The organism is Clostridium acetireducens DSM 10703 (genome assembly GCF_001758365.1).
GTDB lineage: Bacteria > Bacillota > Clostridia > Clostridiales > Clostridiaceae > Clostridium_C > Clostridium_C acetireducens.
The window spans coordinates 14,928-37,803 of the sequence record NZ_LZFO01000026.1; the positions used below are offsets into that span (position 1 = coordinate 14,928).

The window sequence follows — 22,876 nt, forward strand, 5'->3', positions numbered from 1 at the left end:
CTAAAATCGGAGGAATAAACTATGGAAAATAAATTTAACTTTATAAAAGTTGCTGCTGCATGTCCTATAACTAATGTAGCAGATATTGAATTTAATGTTAAAAACATAAAAGAATGCATAAATGAATCATTGGAAAAAAATTGTAAACTAATAGTACTACCTGAGCTTTGCATAACTTCCTATACTTGTGCTGATATTTTTGGTCAAGAAAAATTATTAAATGAATCTGAAAAAGCTTTAGAAAATATTTGTAACTTTTCAAAAGATAAAGATATTCTCATTGCAATAGGCTCAACTCTTACATATAATTATTGTCTATATAACTGCGCTTATATAATATTTAATGGCAAAATATTAGGTATAATTCCTAAAAGTTATATTCCTAATTACACTGAGTTTTATGAAAAAAGATGGTTTACAGAAGGTATTGGAATAATAGATAAATCTATTTCTTTAGAATTTCAAAAAGATATTCCTTTCGGAACAAATTTAATATTTTCTTGTAACAACGTAAAATTTGGTTTTGAAATATGTGAAGATTTATGGGCTACTATACCTCCTAGCAGCTATTTAGCTTTGCAAGGAGCAAATATAATTGGCAACTTATCTGCTTCTAATGAAGTAGTAAGTAAAGCAAAATATAGAAAATCTTTAGTAGAATCTCAAAGTGCTAGATGTACATCTGCTTATATATATGCTTCCTCTGGAGTATTTGAGTCCTCTACAGATTTAGTATTTAGTGGTCATTTATTAATAGGCGAAAATGGAACCCTATTAAAAGAAAATAATAGATTTCAAAGGGAAAATGAAATTATAACTTCTTTAATAGATGTAAATAAATTAAATAATGAAAGATTAAAAAATATAAGTTTTAGAGACAGTATAAAAATTAATAATATAGCACCTAAAGAAATATATTTTTCATTTAAAGATTTAAACTTTGGAAAATTTGATAGATTTATTGATAAACATCCTTTTGTTCCTTCTAATGAAGATGAAAGAGAAATTCGCTGCAAAGAAATTTTTAATATTCAAACTGCTGCTCTTGCTAAGAGATATAATCACACTGGCATGAAAAAAGCAGTAGTTGGAATTTCTGGAGGGCTTGATTCTACTTTAGCTCTTTTAGTTATAGCTAAAACATTTTATAAATTAAATATTCCAAGAGAAAATATTATAACAGTTACTATGCCTGGTTTTGGAACTACTGATAGAACCTATAATAATGCAGTGAATTTATGTAAAAAATTAAGAACAGAACTTAGAGAAATAAATATTGTAGATGCTTGTCTTCAACATTTTAAAGATATAAATCATCCTGTAGAAAAGCTAGATGCTACTTATGAAAATGTTCAAGCTAGAGAAAGAACTCAAATACTTATGGATATAGCAAATAAAGAGTCTGCTCTTTTAATTGGTACTGGAGATTTATCAGAACTTGCACTAGGTTGGTGTACTTATAATGGAGACCACATGTCTATGTATGGAGTAAATTGTTCTATTCCTAAAACTCTTGTAAGATATTTAGTAAAATATGTAGCTCAAAAGGAAGTAGATCAAGAAACTTCTGATATTTTACTTGATATTTTAGACACACCTGTAAGTCCTGAATTATTACCTAAAGACAAACATGGAAAAATAGCTCAAAAAACAGAAGACATTATAGGTCCTTACGAACTTCATGACTTCTTCTTATACTATTTTATAAGACAAGGAGCTTCTCCTGAAAGAATATTGTTTTTAGCAAAACAGGCATTTGAAAATGATTATGACCAAGAAACAATTAAAAAGTGGTTAGATAAATTTATAAATAGATTTTTCTCTCAACAATTTAAACGTTCTGCTATTCCAGATGGTCCAAAAGTTGGAACTATAAGCTTATCTCCAAGAGGAGATTGGAGAATGCCTTCCGATGCAAGTAATAGATTATGGAAAAATAAATAACATTTTAAAATTATAAAAAATCATGGATATAATTTGCAGTTAGAAAATAATTTTAAATAATCTGTATAAAAATAATAAGACAGTAGCATAAAGAGAGTTTGTAAATAAATCATTTCATTAAGACACTCTAAGAATAAAAAATAAAAAAACTCCTACCCAATTTATGCCCCGTCCTTGGGGCGGAAATTGGCTCATCACGTCCTGTGATGAATTACGGAGTTTTTTTATTTTTTCTTCTAAGAGTATCTAAAATTCATTCAAATTATTTATAAACTCTCTTTATGCTACTGTCTTATTATTTTTATACAGATTATTTAAAATTATTTTCTAACTGCAAATTATATCCATGATTTTTTATAATTTTAAAATGTTATTTATAGATATCAACTATAAGCCCTGTTATTTCATCTATAGTACTTGCTATATCTAAATTTTCTTTTTGTTCTCCTAAAATCATTTGTGTAAGTTCTTCTAATTTTTTATCTACAGTATCCACCGTAATAAAATATTGAGTCTGCCAAAAGCTTACATCTTTTTTTACATTATACATATAACTAAGTACAGAATGTAAATACTCCTTTATAAGTTTTTTATATATTTTAACATCTGCATAACACTTTGTTATAGCTAATCTATTGCCTTTTTTCTTTATATTTTCAAACATTTGCTTTAGTTCACTTTCTGATTTTCTTTCTCTAGCAAAACTAAAACTTTGAGAAAAATCTCTACTTCCTGTAACTTTCTTTTTTTCCTCTGTTTGTATAGTAGTATTTCTACCTACTCTAGTTATTTCCATAGTTACACCTCACATTGAACTATAATACTTATAAGTATTATACCAAACATTACGTTAAAAAAGAATATATATAAAAATCAACATAATTCTTTTTTAATATTATATCTGTTATAATTTATATTATACTAAAAACCTTTTGTAGTTTGGAGGAATTTAAATGAAAAATCTTTTTTCTATGTTTTGGGCATTTTTTAAAATAGGAGCTTTCACTTTTGGAGGGGGATATGCTATGATTCCCCTTATAGAAAAAGAAGTTGTAGATAATAAGAATTGGGTTAATAAAGAAGATTTTTTAGATATTTTGGTTATATCCCAATCTTTTCCTGGAGCTTTAGCTGTTAATACATCTCTATTTATAGGATATAAAATAGGAGGATTTATAGGAGCTTTATTAGCTTTATTAGGAACAATACTTCCTTCATTTTTTATAATTTTAACTATAGCTTTATTTTTTTCTCAATTTAGAAATAACTATTATGTAGATTTAGCTTTTAAAGGCATTGCCTCTGCCGTTCCTATGCTAGTATTAATTGCTGTAGTAAGTCTTTCTAAATCAATTAAAAAAAATTACATAAATATATTTATAATAATTCTAACAGTTGTAGCTATAACTGTTTTTAAAATTCATCCTGTTATTGTTATCATAATATCTGGAATATATGGATACTTCCATTTTAGAAAGCAGGTGGAATAAATGCACACTATATTTCAATTGTTTTTATCTTTCCTTAAAATAGGAGCCTTTAGCTTTGGAGGAGGATATGCAATGCTTCCTCTTATAGAAAGAGAAATAGTAACAACTCATAAGTGGATTCATTACAAAGATTTTATAGATATTATAGGTATATCACAAATGACACCAGGTCCTATCGCAATTAATTCTGCCACTTTTGTAGGTTTTAAAACCTATGGAATATTAGGAAGTTTGTTTGCCACTTTAGGTGTTATATCCTTTTCATTTTTACTTGTTTCTTTAGCTAATCACTATATGAAAAAATTTAAGGAATCTAAAGTATTAGAATTTGCTCTTAAAGGAATGAGACCAGCGTTAATAGGACTTATTATTTCCGCATTTATTTCTTTAGCTAAACAATCTTATTTTGATATAAAAAGTATAATAATAGGTGTATTAGTTATGGCATTACTTTTATCTAAAAAAATTCATCCTATATTAGTAATTCTACTTTCAGCAGTATTTGGAATTTTGTTTTATGGATAATATAATAAATATATTGTGTAAATTTTACCTCTATGGTATAATTTATTTGCAAAGGGGAGTAGCGAATTTTTAATTACTCGTCATTCCGGTTTTTTTAACCCGGGTAATTATCACATTAATGTGATTGCAAGACCTTTGCTCTATTTAAATGGAGCAAAGGTCTTTTTTGTACACAAAATTTTTAATAATTAAAAATTTAAAAGAAATACTATAAAAGAGGTGAATTTTATGTGGTTTAATAAAAACATTGAAGAAACTATAACTGAGCTGACTACAAACACAGTTAATGGTTTATCTGATGATGAAGTTGAAAAACGCAAAAAGAAATATGGACTTAACAAATTAGCTTCTAAAAAGCAAAAAACTATTATACAATTATTTTTTGAACAATTAAATGATGTACTAATATACATTTTATTAGCTGCTGCTATAGTCTCATCTGCATTAGGAGAAATAAGTGATGCAGTAATAATAGCTTTTGTAATTATATTAAATGCAGTTATAGGTGTAATACAAGAATCTAAAGCAGAAAAATCTCTAGAAGCACTAAAAGAATTATCCACACCTAAAGCTGTTGTAAAAAGAAATGGTGAATTAAAAGAAATTCCATCAGAAGAAGTAGTTCCAGGAGATATTATAATAATAGATGCTGGAAGGTACATACCCTGTGATTTAAGATTAATAGAAACAGCTAATTTAAAAATAGAAGAATCTGCTTTTACTGGTGAATCTGTACCTGTTGATAAAGATGCTAATTTAATATTAGATGATCCTAAAACCCCTTTAGGAGATCAAAAAAACTTAGCTTTTATGTCTACATTGGCTACTTACGGAAGAGGAATAGGTATAGCTGTAGGTACTGGAATGAATACCCAAATAGGTAAAATAGCTAAAATGCTAGATACTAATGAAAAAGAACTTACTCCTCTTCAAAAAAAATTATCAGAAATAGGAAAGCTTCTTGGTTTTGGAGCCTTAGGTATTTGTGCTGCAATGTTTATAGTTGCAGTATTTCAAAAAAGAAATTTATTTGAAATGTTTTTAACTGCTATAAGCCTTGCTGTAGCAGCTATTCCTGAAGGACTTCCTGCTATAGTAACTATTGTACTTGCTATGGGTGTTCAAAAAATGATAAAAGAAAATGCTATAATAAGAAAATTACCTGCAGTAGAAACTTTAGGTTCTGTTAATGTAATTTGTTCTGATAAAACAGGAACTTTAACTCAAAATAAAATGACTGTAACTAAATTTTATGCTGATAATTATCTAGGAGATATATCCTCACTAAAAAAAGATAATCCTGTTCATACATTACTTTTAGAAAGTATTGTTTTATGTAATGATGCAACTTATTCTAATGATTCTAAAACCGGTGACCCTACAGAAATAGCTCTTTTAGAAGCTGGATTTAAATTTAACATAATTAAAGAAGATTTAGAAAAAGAACATACTAGAGTAAATGAAATACCTTTCGAATCTGATAGAAAATTAATGACTACAGTAAACAAATACAATAATGAATATTATGTAATAACTAAAGGAGCCACAGATAATTTAATTAAACTTTGTAATAAAGCATATGTAAATGGAAATATAGTTTCTCTAACAGAAGATATAAAGAAAAATATAGCAAAAGCTTCAGAAGAAATGTCAAATGACGCTTTAAGAGTACTAGGTGCAGCTTTCAAAAAAATATCTTCAACTAATACACCATTAGACTCTTTAGAGCAAGATTTAATATTTGTAGGATTAACAGGAATGATAGATCCTCCAAGAGAAGAAGTAAAACACTCTATTAATGAGTGTAAAAAATCTGGTATTAAAACAGTAATGATTACTGGTGACCATAAAGATACTGCCTTTGCTATTGCAAAAGAACTAGGAATAGCTGAAGATAAATCTCAAGCTATATTTGGAGCAGAAATAGACGATATATCTGATGAAGAATTATCAAAGAGTGTGGAAAATTTAAGAGTATTTGCTAGAGTATCCCCAGAGCATAAAGTTAGAATTGTAAAAGCTTTTAAAAATAATGGAAATATAGTTGCTATGACTGGTGACGGTGTTAATGATGCTCCTTCTTTAAAAATGGCTGATATAGGTGTAGCCATGGGAATCACTGGTACTGATGTATCTAAAGGTGCTTCTGACATGATATTAACCGATGATAACTTTGCTACAATAGTTTCTGCTATCAAAGAAGGTAGGAATATTTTTAATAACATAAAAAAATCTGTAGTATTTTTACTTTCATGCAATATAGGAGAAATAATTTCTTTATTTTTAGCTATATTATTAGGATGGCCTGCACCATTAAGACCAATACACTTACTTTGGGTTAACCTTATAACTGATAGTTTTCCAGCATTATCTCTTGGTGCTGACCCTGGAGATCCGGAAGTTATGAAAGAAAAACCTCGTAATCCCAAAGAAAGTTTATTTGCTGGAGGAACAGGAATATTTTTAATATTAAATGGTATATTAATAGGATTTTTAACTTTAGTTGCTTTTGTAGTAGGAAGAAAACTTTATCCTAATTCACTAATGCATGCACAAACAATGGCTTTTGTAGTTTTAAGTGTATCTCAATTATTTCATTCACTTAACTTAAGACATCCAAAGAAATCAATATTTCAATCTGGATTATTTACTAATAAGTTCTTAATTGCATCTATACTTATAGGAATTTTCCTACAAGATGTTGTAATAACAGTACCTGTTTTAGCTAAAATATTTAAAGTATTTGATTTAACTCCAAGAGATTGGGGATTTGTAGGACTTTTATCCATAATACCACTTATACTAAATGAAATAGCTAAAATTTTCATAAGAATGAAAGATAGAAAACAAGTTTAAATAATAAAACTATAATCTTTAAAAAATTCTTGAGATAATTTGCAAATAGAAAATAATTAAAAATAATCTGTGTAAAATTAGTAAGCTAAGCATCATAAAGAGAGTTTGTAAATAATTTGAATGAATTTTAGACACTCTTAGAAGAAAAAATAAAAAAACTCCGTAATTCATCACAGGACGTGATGAGCCAATTTCCGCCCCAAGGACGGGGCATAAATTGGGTAGGAGTTTTTTTTATTTTTTATTCTTAGAGTGTCTTAATGAAATGACTTATTTACAAACTCTCTTTATGATGCTTAGCTTACTAATTTTACACAGATTATTTTTAATTATTTTCTATTTGCAAATTATCTCAAGAATTTTTTGTTCAACAACCTAGCATATATTTAATGTGTTCATATTAACTATTTATTACTGTTATAAAAACTAATTTATCACAAAAAAATAAAGCACCAGCTAAGCCAATGCTTTAACCAAAACTAATGATTGGATATAATTTACTCTCCCCTATTTTCCAATTAAAATGTACCATATATTTTATCTAATTTCAACTAAGCTAATTTCATCAATTATATTAACTAATAATTATATAAATCATAATTTATCTTTTAATTAAATAAGTTTGATATTATTTTCTACTTAATGTACTAATATATAAAAATATTTATTAAATTAAAATTATCTATTTTTTATGAATTTTATAGTTTTCCAACAATTTAGTTCCCTCTTCATCTTGAAATATTAATTTCTTTTTCATAAGATTTCCTAAAGATTTTTTAAAATAATTTTTACTTTCATTAAATACTCTTTTTATATCTTCTGGAGAACTTTTATCGTTATAGGGCATAAAGCCATTATTTTCTTTTAGATATTTCAATATTTTTTCTTGAAGAATATCTCTTTCCTCCCTAGATTTTTTTCTTGTAGTAACTCCTATAGTTCCATCTTCATAATATTTTTTTACTCTAATGTTTAAATTATCTCCTATATTTATTATGTCAAAATACTCATTTTTTAATATAATAGCTTTATACAAATTTTCTAATGCTATCATTATATTTCCGCTTTGCTGAAATCCATAAACTGTTCCTATTGCTTCTTCATTTATTTTATATTTATCTGTAATTTCTAAGTATTTCTCTATATCAGTAGTAGCTGCTAATCTATTTGTTTTATCTAAATATATGTAAAACAAATACTTTTTCCCGGGAATTAAATCATATAATCTTTCCTTTATAGGAACTAATATATCTCTATCTAATCCAAAGTTTATAAAACTTCCTATATTAGTATTTGACACCACTTCTAAATAAGCTAAATTATCTACTTCAGCTAAAGGTTTTTTAAAAGTAGCTATAATTCTATCTTTAGAATCTCTATATATAAAAGCAATTACTTTTTCTCCAATTTCTAGCACATTACCTTCTAAGCTACTATTGGGTAACAATACTCTCTCTTTACTTACATCATCAATTAAATAATATCCATGATCTTTCTTACTTTCCACACTTAACTTATTAAATTTACCTACTTCTATCATACTTTTCCTCCTGTGTCCTTATTTTGAACTTACGGAAATAATTTTATCACATTTTATTATATTGTAACACATTAATATATAACTATTATTATATTATTTGTTTTTAGTTTATTTTTATAATATAAAGAATTAGGTTGTTGAATAAAAAATCATTGAGATAATTTGTAGATAAAAAATAATTAAAAATAATCTATATAAAATTAGTAAGCTAAGCATCATAAATAAAGTTTGTAAATAATTTGAATGAATTTTAGACACTCTTAGAAGAAAAAATAAAAAAACTCCGTAATTCATCACAGGACGTGATGAGCCAATTTCTGCCCCAAGGACGGGGCATAAATTGGGTAGGAGTTTTTTTATTTTTTATTCTTAGAGTGTCTTAATGAAATGATTTATTTACAAACTTTATTTATGATGCTTAGCTTACTAATTTTATATAGATTATTTTTAATTATTTTTTATCTACAAATTATCTCAATGATTTTTTATTCAACAACCTAATAGAAGAATATATATTTTTTTTAATTAAAGTGGTATACTATATATAATTTTAAAATAATATATGTAAATAAATATTATTCAAAAGGAGAATTAATATGTCTTTATATTGTGAAAATAATATAGAAGAAATAGAAAAAGATATTAGATACTTAAAATTACTAGCAAATCAATATCCAACTATATCCGATGCTAGTACAGAAATTATAAATTTACAATCTATACTTAGTCTTCCTAAAAGTACTGAACACTTTATAAGTGATATTCATGGTGAATATGAATCTTTTACACATATGCTAAAAAATGCTTCAGGAGTTATAAAACGTAAAATAGATGATGTATTTGGCAACTCATTAAGACAAAAGGAAAAATCCAGTTTAGCAACACTTATTTATTATCCTGAAGAAAAGCTTAGATTAATTAAAGAAAATGAGCAAAATTTAGAAGAATGGTATAGAATAACTTTATACAGACTTATTGAACTTTGTAAAGTTGTATCCTCTAAATATACTAGATCAAAAGTTAGAAAATCTCTTCCTAAAGATTTTGCATACATAATTGAAGAATTATTAAATGAACAAAGTGATAGAATAAATAAACATGAATACTATAATGGCATTATAAGAACAATAATAGAAATTGACAGAGCTAGTGAATTTATAATAGCTATATCTGAAGTTATACAAAGACTAGTTGTAGATAAACTTCATTTAATTGGAGATATATATGATAGAGGACCTGGTGCAGATATAATTATGAATGCTTTAATGGAACACCATTCTTTAGATATTCAATGGGGAAATCATGATATTTTATGGATGGGTGCTGCTGCTGGTTCAAAGGCTTGTATATCTAATGTGTTAAGAATTTCTCTTAGATATGCTAACTTATCTACTGTAGAAGATGGATATGGCATAAATTTACTACCTTTAGCCACATTTGCAATGGATTTCTATAAAGAAGACCCTTGTAAAAACTTTACACCCAAAGCAATAGATAAAAAGATAAGCAAAAGCGAATTATCTCTTTTTTCTAAAATGCACAAAGCAATATCTATAATACAATTTAAGCTAGAAGGCCAATTAATAAAAAAGCATCCTGAATTTCTAATGGATGATCAATTGCTTTTAGATAAAATAAACTTTAAAGACAACTCAATTAAGCTAGGAGAAAAAACTTACTCTTTAAATGATAGTAATTTCCCTACTATTGACAGTAAAGATCCTTATAAATTAACATTAGAAGAAGAAAATTTAATAAACAAATTGAAATTTTCTTTTATAAATAGTGAAAAATTACAAAAACACATTAAATTTATGTATACAAAAGGAAGTATGTATTTAATATATAATTCTAATTTACTTTATCATGGATGTGTACCTTTAAATAATGATGGTACTTTTAAAAAAGTCACCATAAATAACAAAGAATATTATGGACAAGCATTATTAGACCGTTTTGATAGACTTGCACGGGATGCGTTTTTTGCAAAAAATGATTCCAATGCAAAAGAATATGGTATGGATATGGTGTGGTATTTATGGTGTGGACCTTACTCCCCTCTTTTTGGTAAACACAGAATGACTACTTTTGAAAGATACTTTATAGATAATAAAGAAACTCACTTAGAAATTAAAAATCCTTATTATAAATATAGAGATAACGAAAAAATTTGCAATGCTATTTTATTAAACTTTGGACTATATCCTGATTCTTCACATATAATTAACGGTCATATTCCTGTTAAGACTAAAGAAGGAGAAAATCCTGTTAAAGCTAATGGAAAATTACTTGTAATTGACGGAGGTTTTTGTAAAGCATACCAACCTCAAACTGGCATAGCAGGCTATACATTAATTTATAATTCTTATGGACTTCTTTTAACATCTCATGAACCTTTTGAATCTATAAGAAAAGCTATAGAAGAAGAAAAAGATATACTATCTTCCACAGTTATATTAGAACACACAGTAACTCGTAAAAGAGTGGCAGATACTGATGCCGGAAAAAACCTTAAACAACAAATTGAAGATCTTGAAAAGCTGTTAATTTGCTATAGAAAAGGATTAATAAAAGAAGAAAAGTAATAATTTTTATTACTTTTCTTCTTTTATTAATATCCTTGTACTTTATACTCCTTAGCCATTTCCATGTAATGTTCTGCATTTTCTTTAAGAGAATATATTTCTTCTTTTGTAAGATTTCTTATAACTTTTGCTGGAGATCCCATACACAAAACTCCTGATGGTATTTTTTTATTAGATGTAACTAAGCTTCCTGCACCAATTATAGTATTTTCCCCTATTTCTACATTGTCTAGTATAATAGCACCCATTCCTATTAATGAATTATCTCCAATAATACAGCCATGTAGTATTGCTCCATGACCTACTGTTACATTTTCTCCTATTTTTACTGGAGAATCTCCTTGATTTATATGTACTGTACAATTATCTTGTATATTAGAACCCTTGCCTATATATATTTTATTAGTATCTGCTCTTACTACTGAACCAAACCAAATACTAGAATTTTCTTCTAAATATACTTCTCCTATTACCTCTGCACTTTTAGCTATAAAACACTGACTATGAACCTTTGGATACTTATCATTAAACTTTCCTATCATATATACATCTACCTCCTTAAATATATTATATTAATTATATCACAATTAGAAACAAAAATAGGAACATACTCTGGCTTAATTGTCAGAATACATTCCTAATAAGTTCACTTCATTGTTACAGTATTTTTTTCATTTATTGTAATTCCTTGTTTGCTTTCATTTTTAATCTTCATGTATATATAAAATGGCACACCAAATAACATAAGCAAAAATCCATACATAACCGTTATAGGTCCTGAACCATATATAGCCCAAACTGCATAAGCAAAACCAAGTAAAGGAGCTGTGGAACCTTTTATAAATTTCCAAACATTAAAACTTTCATCTCCTTTTACTAGCAATAGTATTTCTGCTGCTGAAGTACTAGCATATACCGGTAAATAAGCTAATGTAGCTAACAATATCATAAAATTGAAAGCAGAAATTAGCGAATTTGAGTAATTCATTAAAAGTAGTATATTTGTCAATATAGAATTTATAATTAAAGAAACATAAGGTGTTCTATACTTTGGATGTAACTTTGAAAATGCTTCTGGAAAAACCTTATCTACTCCTGCTGCATAAGACATACGTGCTGTAGTTAAAAGCCATCCTATAATAGTTCCAAACACACTTATGATACAAGCTATTAATAATAACTTTGATACTCCTGTTCCTAAAAATTGTTCTAATATTTCTACTAATGGTGCATTGCTCTTAGCTAATGACATTTGTGGCATTGCTCCCATAGCACAAAAACTAATAGCCATATAAGTTACAACTGCTATAGATATACCAAATATAGTACTTAACTTTATATTTCTTTCAGGATTTTTTATTTCTTCAGCTGTTACTGTAGCTGTTTCAAATCCAGTAAATGCCCATAAAGTGGAGGCTGCTGCTAAAGGTAGCGTACTTATTCCTTTTCCTGCCGGAAACATAGGTTTTAAAAAATGAGGATTAAAATAATATCCAGCAACTATAACAAAAAGTACAAATAATGCCAACTTAAATACAGTTATACACGCTTGAAATAAAGAAGCTTCCTTAACACCTTTTATATTTAAAATAGTAAATACCCACAATATAGTACTTGTATATAAAAAAGCATAAAAACCATTATTACCTATAGCTGGAATTAACCTAGCTGTATAACTTCCTATAGAGGTAATTATAGCTGCATTTCCTATCCAAGAAGCATTCCAATATAGCCAAGCATTCATAAATCCCATAAAATTTCCAAATGCCATTTTAGAATATTCATAAGGTCCACCTGTTTTAGGTATTTTGGAACCTAAATTAGCAAAAGAAAGAGCTAAAAATATAGAACCTATACCTGTAAGTGCCCATGCCAAAAGGGTAGAGCCTGGACCTGCTGCTAAAGCAAGAGTAGCTGGAAGCATGAATATACCTGAACCTATCATATTTCCTGCCACCAACGTCGTTGCTGTAAATAGCCCCATTTCTTTTTTTAGACGTATATCTTTTCCCATAGTACTTCAGTCCCTTCATTCATTTTTTATTTCTTCGTTACTTTAACATAGTAATATAAACATGTCAATAATTTTTTGCATATTTAACGATTTTTTTTTACAATACTCCAATTGCATAAAAATTCAACTAGTTTCTTCTTAAAACCTCTTTAATTTTCACTTTTTCTATGTATTTTAATATTTTTCAACTAATTTCTACTGAATGTTTATATAAATATTTCCAATATTAATATGCACATATTATAAATAATTTAAATATCTCTAACTTTTAATTATATGAATAATTTATATAAATTATTCACAATTATTATAATTAAGAATAGACTATTATCGTACTACGAAAAAGAGGTGATATTATGTATCAACATTTTTGTCCTTCTATGGATAGTAACCCCAATTCAAACAAATATAAAAAGTCAACTATAAAGTTTGCAAGAGCATATATACCTAGGCAACCTTATATAGGAATGTTCCCACTAAATCAAGCCTTAAAAAAAGGCACTTTGTTTCCAAATCTTTACGTACCATACCCAATAAAATCAATGGAATAGGAGGAAATAAAATGGGAAAAAACTGTTATAATTCTAATCAGCGTAATGCTTTACTAAGACAAATTCAAGAGTTAGAATTTGCAGCTGTAGAATTAAATTTATATTTAGATAATAATCCTAATAATATAAATGCCTTAAGAGATTATAATTGTATAACTGAAGATTTAATGGCTGCAAAGAAAAAGTATGAAATGATGTTTGGACCTTTAACTAACTTTGGATATGCAAAAAGTAAAGCGCCATGGCAATGGGTAAATGAACCATGGCCATGGGAATAAGTATATAGGAGGATAAAAATATGTGGATATATGAAAAAAAGCTAGAATATCCAGTGAATATAAAATCAAAAGATTTAAAAATGGCAAAATTTCTTGTAACTCAATATGGTGGACCAGATGGTGAATTAAGTGCAGCTATAAGATATTTAAACCAAAGATACACTATGCCTACTGGAAAAACCAAAGGCTTATTAACTGATATTGGAACGGAAGAATTGGCTCATGTAGAAATAATTTGTGCAATGATATACCAGTTAACTAAAAATGCAACTCCAGATGAACTAAGAAAAGCAGGACTAGGAGCACACTATGCACAACACGATAGTGCATTATTTCCTACAGATGCAAATGGAATACCATGGACTGCATCTTACATTCAAGCTTTAGGAGATCCTGTAACAGATATTCATGAAGATATGGCAGCAGAGCAAAAAGCTCGCTCAACCTATGAACATTTAATAGACTTAACTGATGATGTTGACGTTAAAGATGTGCTTAAATTCCTATGGGCAAGAGAAATTGTTCACTATCAAAGATTTGGTGAAGCATTAGTAGATGTTTATGAATACATTGACAGTAAAAAAATGTTTATTATGCGTGATAATTAAATCATAATATATTTTATTATTTAAAAGCCTATGTACTTATACATAGGCTTTTATAATATTGCTTGAAATTATTAATTTTTATTCAATTTCCTGTTTTCTTAAATTTTCAAAATTTATATTTTCTAATTGTTCTTCTAATAATTTTTGAACTTTAGCTAATGAATTATGAACACTACAGTAACTAGCCCTATTAGCATTACAAAACTCAGGATCATATATACATCTATTTATGGCTATTGGACCATCAATAGCTTCTATTACATCCTTTAAGTTAATATTCTTAGGGGGTTTTGCTAAAGAATATCCTCCATTAATTCCTCTATAAGATATCACTATACCAGCAGATACAAGTTTTCTTAAAAGTTTTAATAAAAATCTAAGTGGTATAGAACCTCTCTTTGAAATAGTTTTAGCATCTAATTTAGAATTTTCACCGGACAAAGTTAAAATTAATATGGCCCTTATTCCATAATCTGCTTCTTGCGTTATATTCATATCAGCACTCCTAAATTATACTTTAAAATACACTTTAAAAATAATGCTTATTTTTTAAAATTTATACATTATAAATTAATATATTAATTTACATCCTGTTTCATTTTGAAAATTTACTTTAAACTTTTCTACATTTACTTTATCATGAATATTTTTTAATTTTAGTGTTATAGTTAAATTAGATGGATTAAAAGATGGATTTTTCTTTAAATCCACATTATATTCACTACAATATCTTATAGCAGTATTAATTATTTCATTTTGATTAGCTAAATTTGATATTGTTATATTCCATCCTATTTTTTGAGATATTTTTTTTACTTTATCATTATATTTTCGTCCTATTACTGGTGATATAAAAGATAATTCTATATATTTTCCTGTGTTACTTCTTTTAATACTCTTTTTATAAGGCTTAAATTTTTCATCTTTAAAACTAAACTCTATAAAGTTCAAAGCCTGATTTTGCTCCATTTCATTATTTAAATTATTAAACTCTAATGTTTCTATACTCTCTTCTTTTTTAGTTAAAAAAATAACTTCTAAATTTATTCCTGTATTTTTCTTAAAAATCTTTAATTCATTTTTCATATCATATGGTTGTAATATATTAACTACTACTTTATTATCTTCTGGAAAAAAAGATATCTTTTTTATATTTGCATTTTTAAATATATCTTTTATCATTATTTCTACTGCATTATTATTAATTTGACTATTTATTTCTACTTCCCATAAATATTTTTCTTTAAAACTTTTTATTTTGTCATATATTTTATTATTTACTACTTTAGGAAAATCAAAATTTAAAACAACCTTTTTCTCATTTAATATAAAACTAGATTTTCTATAATTAAATTCAGAGAAATATTCCTTTACCAAATCATCTATTTCATTTTGTTTAAGTTCTTTTGGTTTAAGGTCTGCTAGTACTTTTTCCTCTTTTCTTGCTTTAAATAAAAACAATCGTTTATTATCACTTTCAAAATATACTGATTCCGCAATAATTTTTTGTGCATTTTTCACCTCTGAAACGTTAGGTCTTATACTACCACTCCATATATAAATTAACTCTTCCACAGTAAATAACTTTTCATTATATTTTTTTATTACAAATTCCCATAATCTTTGTATAGTATATTCACTTAAATCTCCTTTTTCTTTTAATGTAAAAGGCATAGATTTTTTCCACTGTTTTCTAGGTTTTTTTATAAATACTTCTATACTATCTCCACATTTAGGTATATAAATTTTTCCTCTTATTTCAGCTGAAAGCTCTAAAGATAAGTTTTTAATTACATTTTCATCTCCATGAACTAAAAATAAGTTTCTAGGACCTAATCTATTAATCAAAGCCTTAATTTCATTTTTATCTCCATGAGCAGATAATCCTACCTGTTTAATAGTGCATTTTACTGGAACTTTTTTATTATTTATTTCCAAAGTTCTATACTTTTTATCTTGATTTAATAAGTTTAAAAGCTTTCTACCAGGTGCTTCTTCATCTTGGTATCCTGTTATAACAATGTATCCATTTTCCATAGTAGCTATTTTTTCAGCATAATATTGACTTGGTCCACCTGTTAACATACCTGAACTAGATACTATTATTAGAGGTTCTTCTTTACTTATTAACTTTTCTCTTTCATCTTTGTTTAATACAGGTATAATATTATCGTCATAAAAGGGCTCTGTTCCTTTTAATATTTTTTTCCCTAAGCTATTTTTTAAATATAAAGGATTTAATTTATAAACAGTATTAATATTTTTTATCATTCCATCTACATATATTTTTGCATTTTTAAGTTTTCCTTTATTTATGCCTTTCTTTAGTATTAGCAATATTTCTTGTGCTCTTCCTAAAGCAAAAGCCGGTATTAACATCTTTCCATTATTATTTATGCACTCTTGTACAATTTCTATTAACTTATCTTCTTCTATTTGCCTATTAGAATGAAGTTTATCTCCATAAGTAGATTCTAATATAGCTACGTCCGGTCTTAATCTAGGAACTTTTGCCCCTTCTACTGATTTTTGTGAAAAAATAGAGAAATCTCCAGAGTAAAATAACGCTCCTTCCGGTGTTTTTATATATACACAAGAAGCCCCTGCAATATGACCTGCATTATAAAAAGTTATTTTTATATCATCAAATATTGGAAAATCCACTTCATAGTTTAAAACAAATATTCTATCTAACATTTCTTGTACATCTTTTTCTGCGTACAAAGGTATTTCCGCTTCTCTATTATTCATAACTTTTAAACTATCATATAAAAGTACCCTAACTAAATCTTTAGTCATATTATTCATATATATTCTTGCATTTGGATACTCTTTACTTATTATAGGCAAACTTCCTGTATGGTCTAAATGAGCATGACTCACTATTATAGCATCCACTCCCCCTAATTCTTGTATAATTCTAAAGTCTGGAAGGGGATCTTTTGATGCACTTTGCCTAATTCCGCAGTCCATCAATATATTTTTATTATTTATCTTTAAAAAAATACAACTAGCTCCTACTTCTAAAGCTCCTCCTAAAAAATTAATTTGCACTTTCATCACCTATTTCTAATTTTTACTAAAGTGTTTTGTATAATTGCTTTATATAATATTTTATTACATATTTAAAATTTATTCCATACAATAATCATATTAAAAAGCCAGTAATATTTAATTACTGACTTTCTATACTTAATTACTTAATTGAATAAATTTATAGTTTTATTAAATATATCACTATTATCTTTTATTTTTTCCTCATTTCCCAAAACACATATATAATCTTCTTCTACTGATTTTGAAATTAATTCAAATAAATCTTGAATATCTTTTTCTGTAGTAGAAAGTATTTCATCTCTTTCTTTTTGTATTATATCTTTAGTAATACCACTAAAATAATAAGCATCTCCTCTTTCACCTTTCATTGAAGGTGTTAATGGTATATCTAATCTTGCAATAGTACCAATAATATATTTTGTCATTTCTCTATCTGTAGTTTTAAAATTTTTAATATAATCTTTTATACCACTATATGCATTTAATGTTTCTATTAAATTTGGATCTCTATAAGATGTTAATATTATGTTGCCACTTTTTTCAATCAATACAAAACATCCATAAGCTCCGCCTTGAACTCTTATTTTATTCCAAAGATAATCATAATTGGCTATAGTTTTTAAAACTTGCATACTTCCTTTGTACTGATATCCTAATTTTATAAAGTTATTTCCCTTTGATACATATTGTACCTTCCCAGAAGTCATAATACCTTCATTTTCTTTTAAAATATTTAAATCCAATTTAAGTTTTGGTAAATTGTTGTTTTTTAAATTCTTTATTAATATTTCAAAATTATCCTTAAAACTACTATAATTTTCTTCTTCTAACGTAATACTAGCTATTAAATTTTGTTTATTAAATATAATCTTTGAAACTTTTTCAAGACTTATTTTTATTTCTTTTACTTTATTATCAAAGTTTTTTTCTAAATTTGATATAAATTTATAAAAATCTAATCCACTTAAATACTCAGAATACTTTGATGCTTTTGAATAATATGAGGCTACTCTATTAGCCGTAAATATATGACCTCTATCCAATAAAATCATCTCTAATCTAGACTTTATTTCCATTATAAGTTCTTTTAGCCTTTTTTCATCATCAAACTTACTATTACATATTTCTTCACTTATAAGTTCAAATAATTTTGGTATATTTTCTATTAAAGATTTGCCTTTAACTACAAATTTAGGAGAATATTTATCATATAATCCAACTTGGCTATATATCCTTGTATTATAGCTTATTCCTCCTGTATTTATATTGACTTCTTTAGATAAATCTTCATATTTATACTTTTCTGTATTTACTTTTCCTATAAGAGATGTAAGTAATGAAGCATAAGGTATAAGTTTTTCTTCTACAGTGCTCATATCAAAATATAAATTCAAATAAGCAATTTTATTTGTAAATATATTATGATGTAAAACATTTACACCTAGTTCTTGTTTTTCACAAGTATGTACAAAATCTGCTTCTTTATTTATATCCTTTATAGATAATAAAGATATATTTTTTATTTTTTCCTCACTATCTGGAGTTACTTGTCTCTTCTTTAATTTAGATGTTTTATCTATTAAATTAATTATTTCTTCCTCTGAAAGACTTTCTTTGTACTTTTTTAATTTTTCTTTAATTTTTTTAGATTTTTCTTCTTCCAATCCTTTTTTAGGTTTCACTACTAATAAAGAACAGTGACTATTATCTATTAAATATTTCTTTATAATTTTTTCAAAATAATCTTCTTTTGAGTACTGTTTTATATTTTCTATTTGCTTTTCATACTCTAAGTGCATAATAGGATTTTCATTATAAAGCCAACTGTCCATACACTTTATATTGTATATTAATCCTGTAGGATAAGATTGAAAATCTGCTTCCCTCATTTCAAATTCTTTAATGTTTATAGACGATTCTATAAGTTTTTTATTTATTCCTTCCTCTACTAATTTATTTAAAGTATTAAATACAATTTCTTTAAATTTACATTTACTAATTTCATTAGAATTTTTTGCTATTATACTAAATGTTGTTTGAATAGTACTGTTATTAAAATATCCAAATACATCCTTAGCTATTCCAGATTGACTTATAGACTTTTTTAAAGGTGCTGCTGGTGTTTCTAATAATAAATACTCCAATATATCTAAAGCTAAATACATTTCTGGATTAGTAGATTTTTCAGTTACAAAATTTAGCGATAAAAAAGTTTTATCCTCTTCTATTTCATTTTCTGATATAGGATACTCAATTACTTTTTCTATAATATGATTAAAAGGTTTTTCAAGTAATATATCAGAATCTACATTTATTTTTTCAAAGTTTTTTAAATAATTTTCATTTAAAAATTCTAACTCTTTTAATATATCTGCATCACCATATAAATATATGTAACTATTAGAGGGATGATAATATTTTCTATGAAAATCTAAAAACTTTTCATAAGTAAGGTTAGGTATAAAATCCGGATCCCCTCCAGACTCCACACCGTAAGTAGTATTTGGAAATAAGGATTCTGAAATTTTTCTAAAAAGTACTGATTCTGGTGAAGAAAAAGCACCTTTCATTTCATTGTATACTACTCCTTTATATGTAATTTCATCTTCTTTATTATCTAATTCATAATGCCATCCTTCTTGCATTAAAATTTCAGGATATTTATATATATTAGGATATAAAACAGCATCCATATATACATCCATTAAATTAAAAAAGTCTTTTTCATTTCTACTAGCTACAGGATACATGGTTTTATCTGGAAAAGTCATTGCATTTAAAAATGTATTTAAGGATCCTTTTATTAATTCTACAAAAGGTTCTTTTACATCAAATTTTCTTGAACCACATAAAACAGAATGTTCTAATATATGAGCTACTCCTGTGCTATCTTTAGGAGGTGTTCTAAAAGTAATTGAAAATACTTTATTATCATCATCATTTTCTAAATGTAATAATCTAGCTCCACTTTTTTCATGATTGAATATTCTAGCTATAGATTTAATTTCTTTTATATTTTTTTCCTGTATTAATCTAAATCCATTATATATTTTTCCTAATTCCACGTTATCTCTCCTTTTCATTAGCTCTATAACAACAATTAATGACACATTGTAAAATATATCCCTTACTTAATTATAATCATAAATATAATTCCTATACAAATTATATTTATATATTAAGCAAAAAAAATAAATATAATTATTTTATAGGTTATTGAATAAAAAATGCTTGAAATAATTTATAGATAAAAAATAATTAAAAATAAGCTGTGCAAAAATAATAAGCAAAGCATCATAAACAGAGTTTGGAAATAAGTCATTTCATTAAGACACTCTAAGAATAAAAAATAAAAAAACTCCTACCCAATTTATGCCCCGTCCTTGGGGCGGAAATTGGCTCATCACGTCCTGTGATGAATTACGGAGTTTTTTCATTTTTTATTCTAAGAGTGTCTAAAATTCATTCAAATTATTTCCAAACTCTGTTTATGATGCTTTGCTTATTATTTTTGCACAGCTTATTTTTAATTATTTTTTATCTATAAATTATTTCAAGCATTTTTTATTCAATAACCTATAAAATAATTATATTTATTTCTTTTTTTCTTTATTTTTTACTCTATTAGGCTTTGCCTTAGGTCTTATAACTACTTCTTTATTTTTATCTACTCTTTGTCCTCCTGTCCATCCCATTAAGTCCATAAACCATAAAAACAGCAAAACAAAAATTCCTGATTGTACATACTGCCATTTAGTGCCTACCAGATTATGACCCATAATTGGTGGAAATACAAATACTAATGCAGCTATTGCTAAAACAACCCACTTTGTCCAATACTTTACCTTCACTTTAGATAAAACAAATATTTTTAATAGATTATATAATATTAAAGTTATTATAGCAAATCCAAACACTTCTGCTAGTAGTACTAACCATGCTTTCATAAATTCTACCCCCTTTACTTTAGCTTACTATACTATTATTATATATATTTAATTTTATATCAATACATTTTATTTTAAAGTAATAATTTAAATTACTATTAAAAAAATTAACTGAGAATATATATTCTCAGTTAATTTTTTTAATATGTATCAGATAAATTACTAAAAGGGTGAAACAAAATTACATAGTTTAATAAAATAATTATTTACTATTTACTAATATAATAATACTTATTCATATTTTTTTCAATATTAATAATAATTTTTATATAAATTATTATACTGAAAAACATGAAAAACTAAATATTTTGATTAAAATTCAAATAAAAAAAATTTTTGTATATATTTTTTATATAATTGGAATAAAATTTGGTATAATAATTATAAATTGAAAATAAGGAGGATTGCTATGGAGGGAAGTATTAATAGTTTAGATGATTTAGATTTTCAAATACTAGGTATATTAATAAAAGACTCTAGAACTCCATTTCTAGAAATAGCACGTCAGTGTCATGTAAGTGGAGGAACTATACATGTAAGAATGAAAAAAATGGAGGACATAGGAGTTATAAAAGGGACTAAACTTTTAGTAAATAACTCTAAGTTAGGGTATGATGTATGTGCTTTTATAGGCATTTATTTAGATAATACTTTATCTTATGAAAGTACCATTAAAGGACTAAAAAAAATAAAAGAAGTAGTTGAATTACATTATACTACTGGAGAATACTCTATTTTTATAAAGGTTATATGCAAAACTATTGAGGATTTACAAAATTTAATCATGAATAAAATTCAAAGAGTAGGTGGTATTCAAAGAACAAATACTTTTGTATCTCTAGTACAATTAATTGACAGAAATATCGAATTATAGTGAATTTTAAAAAAATTGCCCTTTTTCTATAAATAAACTATCAATTCAGTAAAAGTTATATATATTTTTTTACTTAAAGTTTAATTTATAAATAATATAACATATCTTTTATTGAATTGATAGTTTAAAAATAAAAATTCTATATTTTTATTATAATTTTTACTTTTTTGCAAATAATACTAATATAAAATCTTTTAAAGGAGATGTATACAATGAGAGCTTTAGATTTTACAGCACTTCTATTAGTTATTATAGGTGCTATAAATTGGGGACTTATTGGATTTTTTCAATTTGACTTAGTTGCTACATTATTTGGTACTATGTCTGCTTTCACTAGAATTGTTTACGCCCTTGTAGGTATTGCAGGACTATATTCCATTTCTTTCTTAGGAAGAGATAGAGATAGAAATGAAATAAAAGGAGATGTAAAATAAATATTATTAACTTGTGCTTTTGCACAAGTTAATAATATTTATTTTTGGTTCATTGTAAAATTAAATGCAACAGATAAAAAATATTAAAACCATAGTGAAAATCATGTATGATATAGGTGTTGAGTATAAACATACAGGAGGTTTTCACTATGGTTCATGATACTGATTATAAC

General features: G+C 26.1%; 18 protein-coding genes. 10 read left to right on the top strand and 8 right to left on the bottom strand.

Annotated features, from left to right (window positions below; genetic code table 11):
* Positions 1–21 precede the first annotated feature (21 nt).
* Positions 22–1,944 (top strand): NAD(+) synthase, encoded by a 1,923-nt coding sequence (locus CLOACE_RS08410; RefSeq protein WP_070110660.1) that lies wholly within the window; start codon positions 22–24, stop codon positions 1,942–1,944.
* Between the two features lie 370 nt (positions 1,945–2,314).
* Here the strand turns inward: CLOACE_RS08410 and CLOACE_RS08415 are convergent, their stop codons facing one another.
* Positions 2,315–2,740: a YaaR family protein gene (locus CLOACE_RS08415; protein WP_070110661.1), complete on the bottom strand. Its 426-nt coding sequence runs from the start codon at positions 2,738–2,740 to the stop codon at positions 2,315–2,317.
* Positions 2,741–2,897: 157 nt separating this feature from the next.
* Between CLOACE_RS08415 and CLOACE_RS08420 the strand changes: the two genes are divergently transcribed.
* The 3 genes from CLOACE_RS08420 (at position 2,898) to CLOACE_RS08430 (ending at position 6,815) form a co-directional block, all read left to right on the top strand.
* Positions 2,898–3,434 carry a chromate transporter gene (locus tag CLOACE_RS08420; protein WP_070110662.1) on the top strand — a complete coding sequence of 179 codons (537 nt, stop codon included), beginning with the start codon at positions 2,898–2,900 and terminating at the stop codon, positions 3,432–3,434.
* Positions 3,435–3,959 (top strand): chromate transporter, encoded by a 525-nt coding sequence (locus CLOACE_RS08425; RefSeq protein WP_070110663.1) that lies wholly within the window; start codon positions 3,435–3,437, stop codon positions 3,957–3,959.
* Positions 3,960–4,187: 228 nt separating this feature from the next.
* Positions 4,188–6,815 (top strand): calcium-translocating P-type ATPase, PMCA-type, encoded by a 2,628-nt coding sequence (locus CLOACE_RS08430; protein ID WP_070110664.1) that lies wholly within the window; start codon positions 4,188–4,190, stop codon positions 6,813–6,815.
* A 682-nt stretch (positions 6,816–7,497) separates the two neighbouring features.
* Here CLOACE_RS08430 and CLOACE_RS08435 read toward each other — a convergent pair.
* Positions 7,498–8,355 carry a CvfB family protein gene (locus tag CLOACE_RS08435; RefSeq protein ID WP_070110665.1) on the bottom strand — a complete coding sequence of 286 codons (858 nt, stop codon included), beginning with the start codon at positions 8,353–8,355 and terminating at the stop codon, positions 7,498–7,500.
* Between the two features lie 596 nt (positions 8,356–8,951).
* Here CLOACE_RS08435 and CLOACE_RS08440 point away from each other — a divergent pair.
* Positions 8,952–10,940: a fructose-bisphosphatase class III gene (locus CLOACE_RS08440; RefSeq protein WP_070110666.1), complete on the top strand. Its 1,989-nt coding sequence runs from the start codon at positions 8,952–8,954 to the stop codon at positions 10,938–10,940.
* A 26-nt stretch (positions 10,941–10,966) separates the two neighbouring features.
* Here the strand turns inward: CLOACE_RS08440 and CLOACE_RS08445 are convergent, their stop codons facing one another.
* Both CLOACE_RS08445 and CLOACE_RS08450 read right to left on the bottom strand, forming a co-directional pair.
* Positions 10,967–11,482, bottom strand: coding sequence for a gamma carbonic anhydrase family protein (locus tag CLOACE_RS08445; protein ID WP_070110667.1), 516 nt, complete (start codon positions 11,480–11,482; stop codon positions 10,967–10,969).
* Positions 11,483–11,586: 104 nt separating this feature from the next.
* A complete protein-coding gene (locus CLOACE_RS08450; RefSeq protein WP_070110668.1) occupies positions 11,587–12,954 on the bottom strand; it encodes an APC family permease in 1,368 nt (455 codons plus the stop codon).
* 356 nt (positions 12,955–13,310) lie between these two features.
* Here CLOACE_RS08450 and CLOACE_RS08455 point away from each other — a divergent pair, with 356 nt between their 5' ends.
* From CLOACE_RS08455 to CLOACE_RS08465, 3 genes are read left to right on the top strand one after another with little or no spacing between them, the layout of a single operon-like run.
* Entirely contained in the window at positions 13,311–13,505 is a 195-nt protein-coding gene (locus CLOACE_RS08455; RefSeq protein WP_070110669.1) for a spore coat associated protein CotJA, read from the top strand.
* Positions 13,506–13,516: 11 nt separating this feature from the next.
* Positions 13,517–13,783, top strand: a complete 267-nt coding sequence (locus tag CLOACE_RS08460) for a spore coat protein CotJB (RefSeq protein WP_070110670.1) — start codon at positions 13,517–13,519, stop codon at positions 13,781–13,783.
* 20 nt (positions 13,784–13,803) lie between these two features.
* Positions 13,804–14,391 carry a manganese catalase family protein gene (locus tag CLOACE_RS08465; RefSeq protein ID WP_070110671.1) on the top strand — a complete coding sequence of 196 codons (588 nt, stop codon included), beginning with the start codon at positions 13,804–13,806 and terminating at the stop codon, positions 14,389–14,391.
* Between the two features lie 78 nt (positions 14,392–14,469).
* On the opposite strand, the gene CLOACE_RS08470 is transcribed toward CLOACE_RS08465, so the two are convergent.
* From CLOACE_RS08470 to CLOACE_RS08485, 4 genes are all read right to left on the bottom strand, one after another.
* Complete coding sequence (locus CLOACE_RS08470; RefSeq protein WP_070110672.1) at positions 14,470–14,886, bottom strand: RrF2 family transcriptional regulator; 417 nt, start codon at positions 14,884–14,886, stop codon at positions 14,470–14,472.
* Positions 14,887–14,961: 75 nt separating this feature from the next.
* Positions 14,962–17,451 (bottom strand): MBL fold metallo-hydrolase, encoded by a 2,490-nt coding sequence (locus CLOACE_RS08475; protein WP_070110673.1) that lies wholly within the window; start codon positions 17,449–17,451, stop codon positions 14,962–14,964.
* Between the two features lie 140 nt (positions 17,452–17,591).
* Entirely contained in the window at positions 17,592–20,531 is a 2,940-nt protein-coding gene (locus CLOACE_RS08480; protein WP_070110678.1) for an insulinase family protein, read from the bottom strand.
* A 510-nt stretch (positions 20,532–21,041) separates the two neighbouring features.
* Entirely contained in the window at positions 21,042–21,395 is a 354-nt protein-coding gene (locus tag CLOACE_RS08485; protein WP_070110674.1) for a hypothetical protein, read from the bottom strand.
* 409 nt (positions 21,396–21,804) lie between these two features.
* Here CLOACE_RS08485 and CLOACE_RS08490 point away from each other — a divergent pair, with 409 nt between their 5' ends.
* Positions 21,805–22,269 (top strand): Lrp/AsnC ligand binding domain-containing protein, encoded by a 465-nt coding sequence (locus tag CLOACE_RS08490; protein ID WP_070110675.1) that lies wholly within the window; start codon positions 21,805–21,807, stop codon positions 22,267–22,269.
* 212 nt (positions 22,270–22,481) lie between these two features.
* Entirely contained in the window at positions 22,482–22,703 is a 222-nt protein-coding gene (locus CLOACE_RS08495; protein ID WP_070110676.1) for a DUF378 domain-containing protein, read from the top strand.
* Positions 22,704–22,876 lie beyond the last annotated feature (173 nt).

Bases quoted from the DNA above. Each gene is read 5' to 3' on its own strand.
- CLOACE_RS08495 (WP_070110676.1), top strand. From the start codon at position 22,482: ATGAGAGCTTTAGATTTTACAGCACTTCTATTAGTTATTATAGGTGCT.
- CLOACE_RS08460 (WP_070110670.1), top strand. From the start codon at position 13,517: ATGGGAAAAAACTGTTATAATTCTAATCAGCGTAATGCTTTACTAAGA.
- CLOACE_RS08475 (WP_070110673.1), bottom strand. From the start codon at position 17,451: ATGAAAGTGCAAATTAATTTTTTAGGAGGAGCTTTAGAAGTAGGAGCT.
- CLOACE_RS08425 (WP_070110663.1), top strand. From the start codon at position 3,435: ATGCACACTATATTTCAATTGTTTTTATCTTTCCTTAAAATAGGAGCC.
- CLOACE_RS08430 (WP_070110664.1), top strand. From the start codon at position 4,188: ATGTGGTTTAATAAAAACATTGAAGAAACTATAACTGAGCTGACTACA.
- CLOACE_RS08410 (WP_070110660.1), top strand. From the start codon at position 22: ATGGAAAATAAATTTAACTTTATAAAAGTTGCTGCTGCATGTCCTATA.
- CLOACE_RS08440 (WP_070110666.1), top strand. From the start codon at position 8,952: ATGTCTTTATATTGTGAAAATAATATAGAAGAAATAGAAAAAGATATT.
- CLOACE_RS08415 (WP_070110661.1), bottom strand. From the start codon at position 2,740: ATGGAAATAACTAGAGTAGGTAGAAATACTACTATACAAACAGAGGAA.
- CLOACE_RS08435 (WP_070110665.1), bottom strand. From the start codon at position 8,355: ATGATAGAAGTAGGTAAATTTAATAAGTTAAGTGTGGAAAGTAAGAAA.
- CLOACE_RS08450 (WP_070110668.1), bottom strand. From the start codon at position 12,954: ATGGGAAAAGATATACGTCTAAAAAAAGAAATGGGGCTATTTACAGCA.
- CLOACE_RS08455 (WP_070110669.1), top strand. From the start codon at position 13,311: ATGTATCAACATTTTTGTCCTTCTATGGATAGTAACCCCAATTCAAAC.
- CLOACE_RS08485 (WP_070110674.1), bottom strand. From the start codon at position 21,395: ATGAAAGCATGGTTAGTACTACTAGCAGAAGTGTTTGGATTTGCTATA.
- CLOACE_RS08420 (WP_070110662.1), top strand. From the start codon at position 2,898: ATGAAAAATCTTTTTTCTATGTTTTGGGCATTTTTTAAAATAGGAGCT.
- CLOACE_RS08470 (WP_070110672.1), bottom strand. From the start codon at position 14,886: ATGAATATAACGCAAGAAGCAGATTATGGAATAAGGGCCATATTAATT.
- CLOACE_RS08465 (WP_070110671.1), top strand. From the start codon at position 13,804: ATGTGGATATATGAAAAAAAGCTAGAATATCCAGTGAATATAAAATCA.
- CLOACE_RS08445 (WP_070110667.1), bottom strand. From the start codon at position 11,482: ATGATAGGAAAGTTTAATGATAAGTATCCAAAGGTTCATAGTCAGTGT.
- CLOACE_RS08480 (WP_070110678.1), bottom strand. From the start codon at position 20,531: ATGAAAAGGAGAGATAACGTGGAATTAGGAAAAATATATAATGGATTT.
- CLOACE_RS08490 (WP_070110675.1), top strand. From the start codon at position 21,805: ATGGAGGGAAGTATTAATAGTTTAGATGATTTAGATTTTCAAATACTA.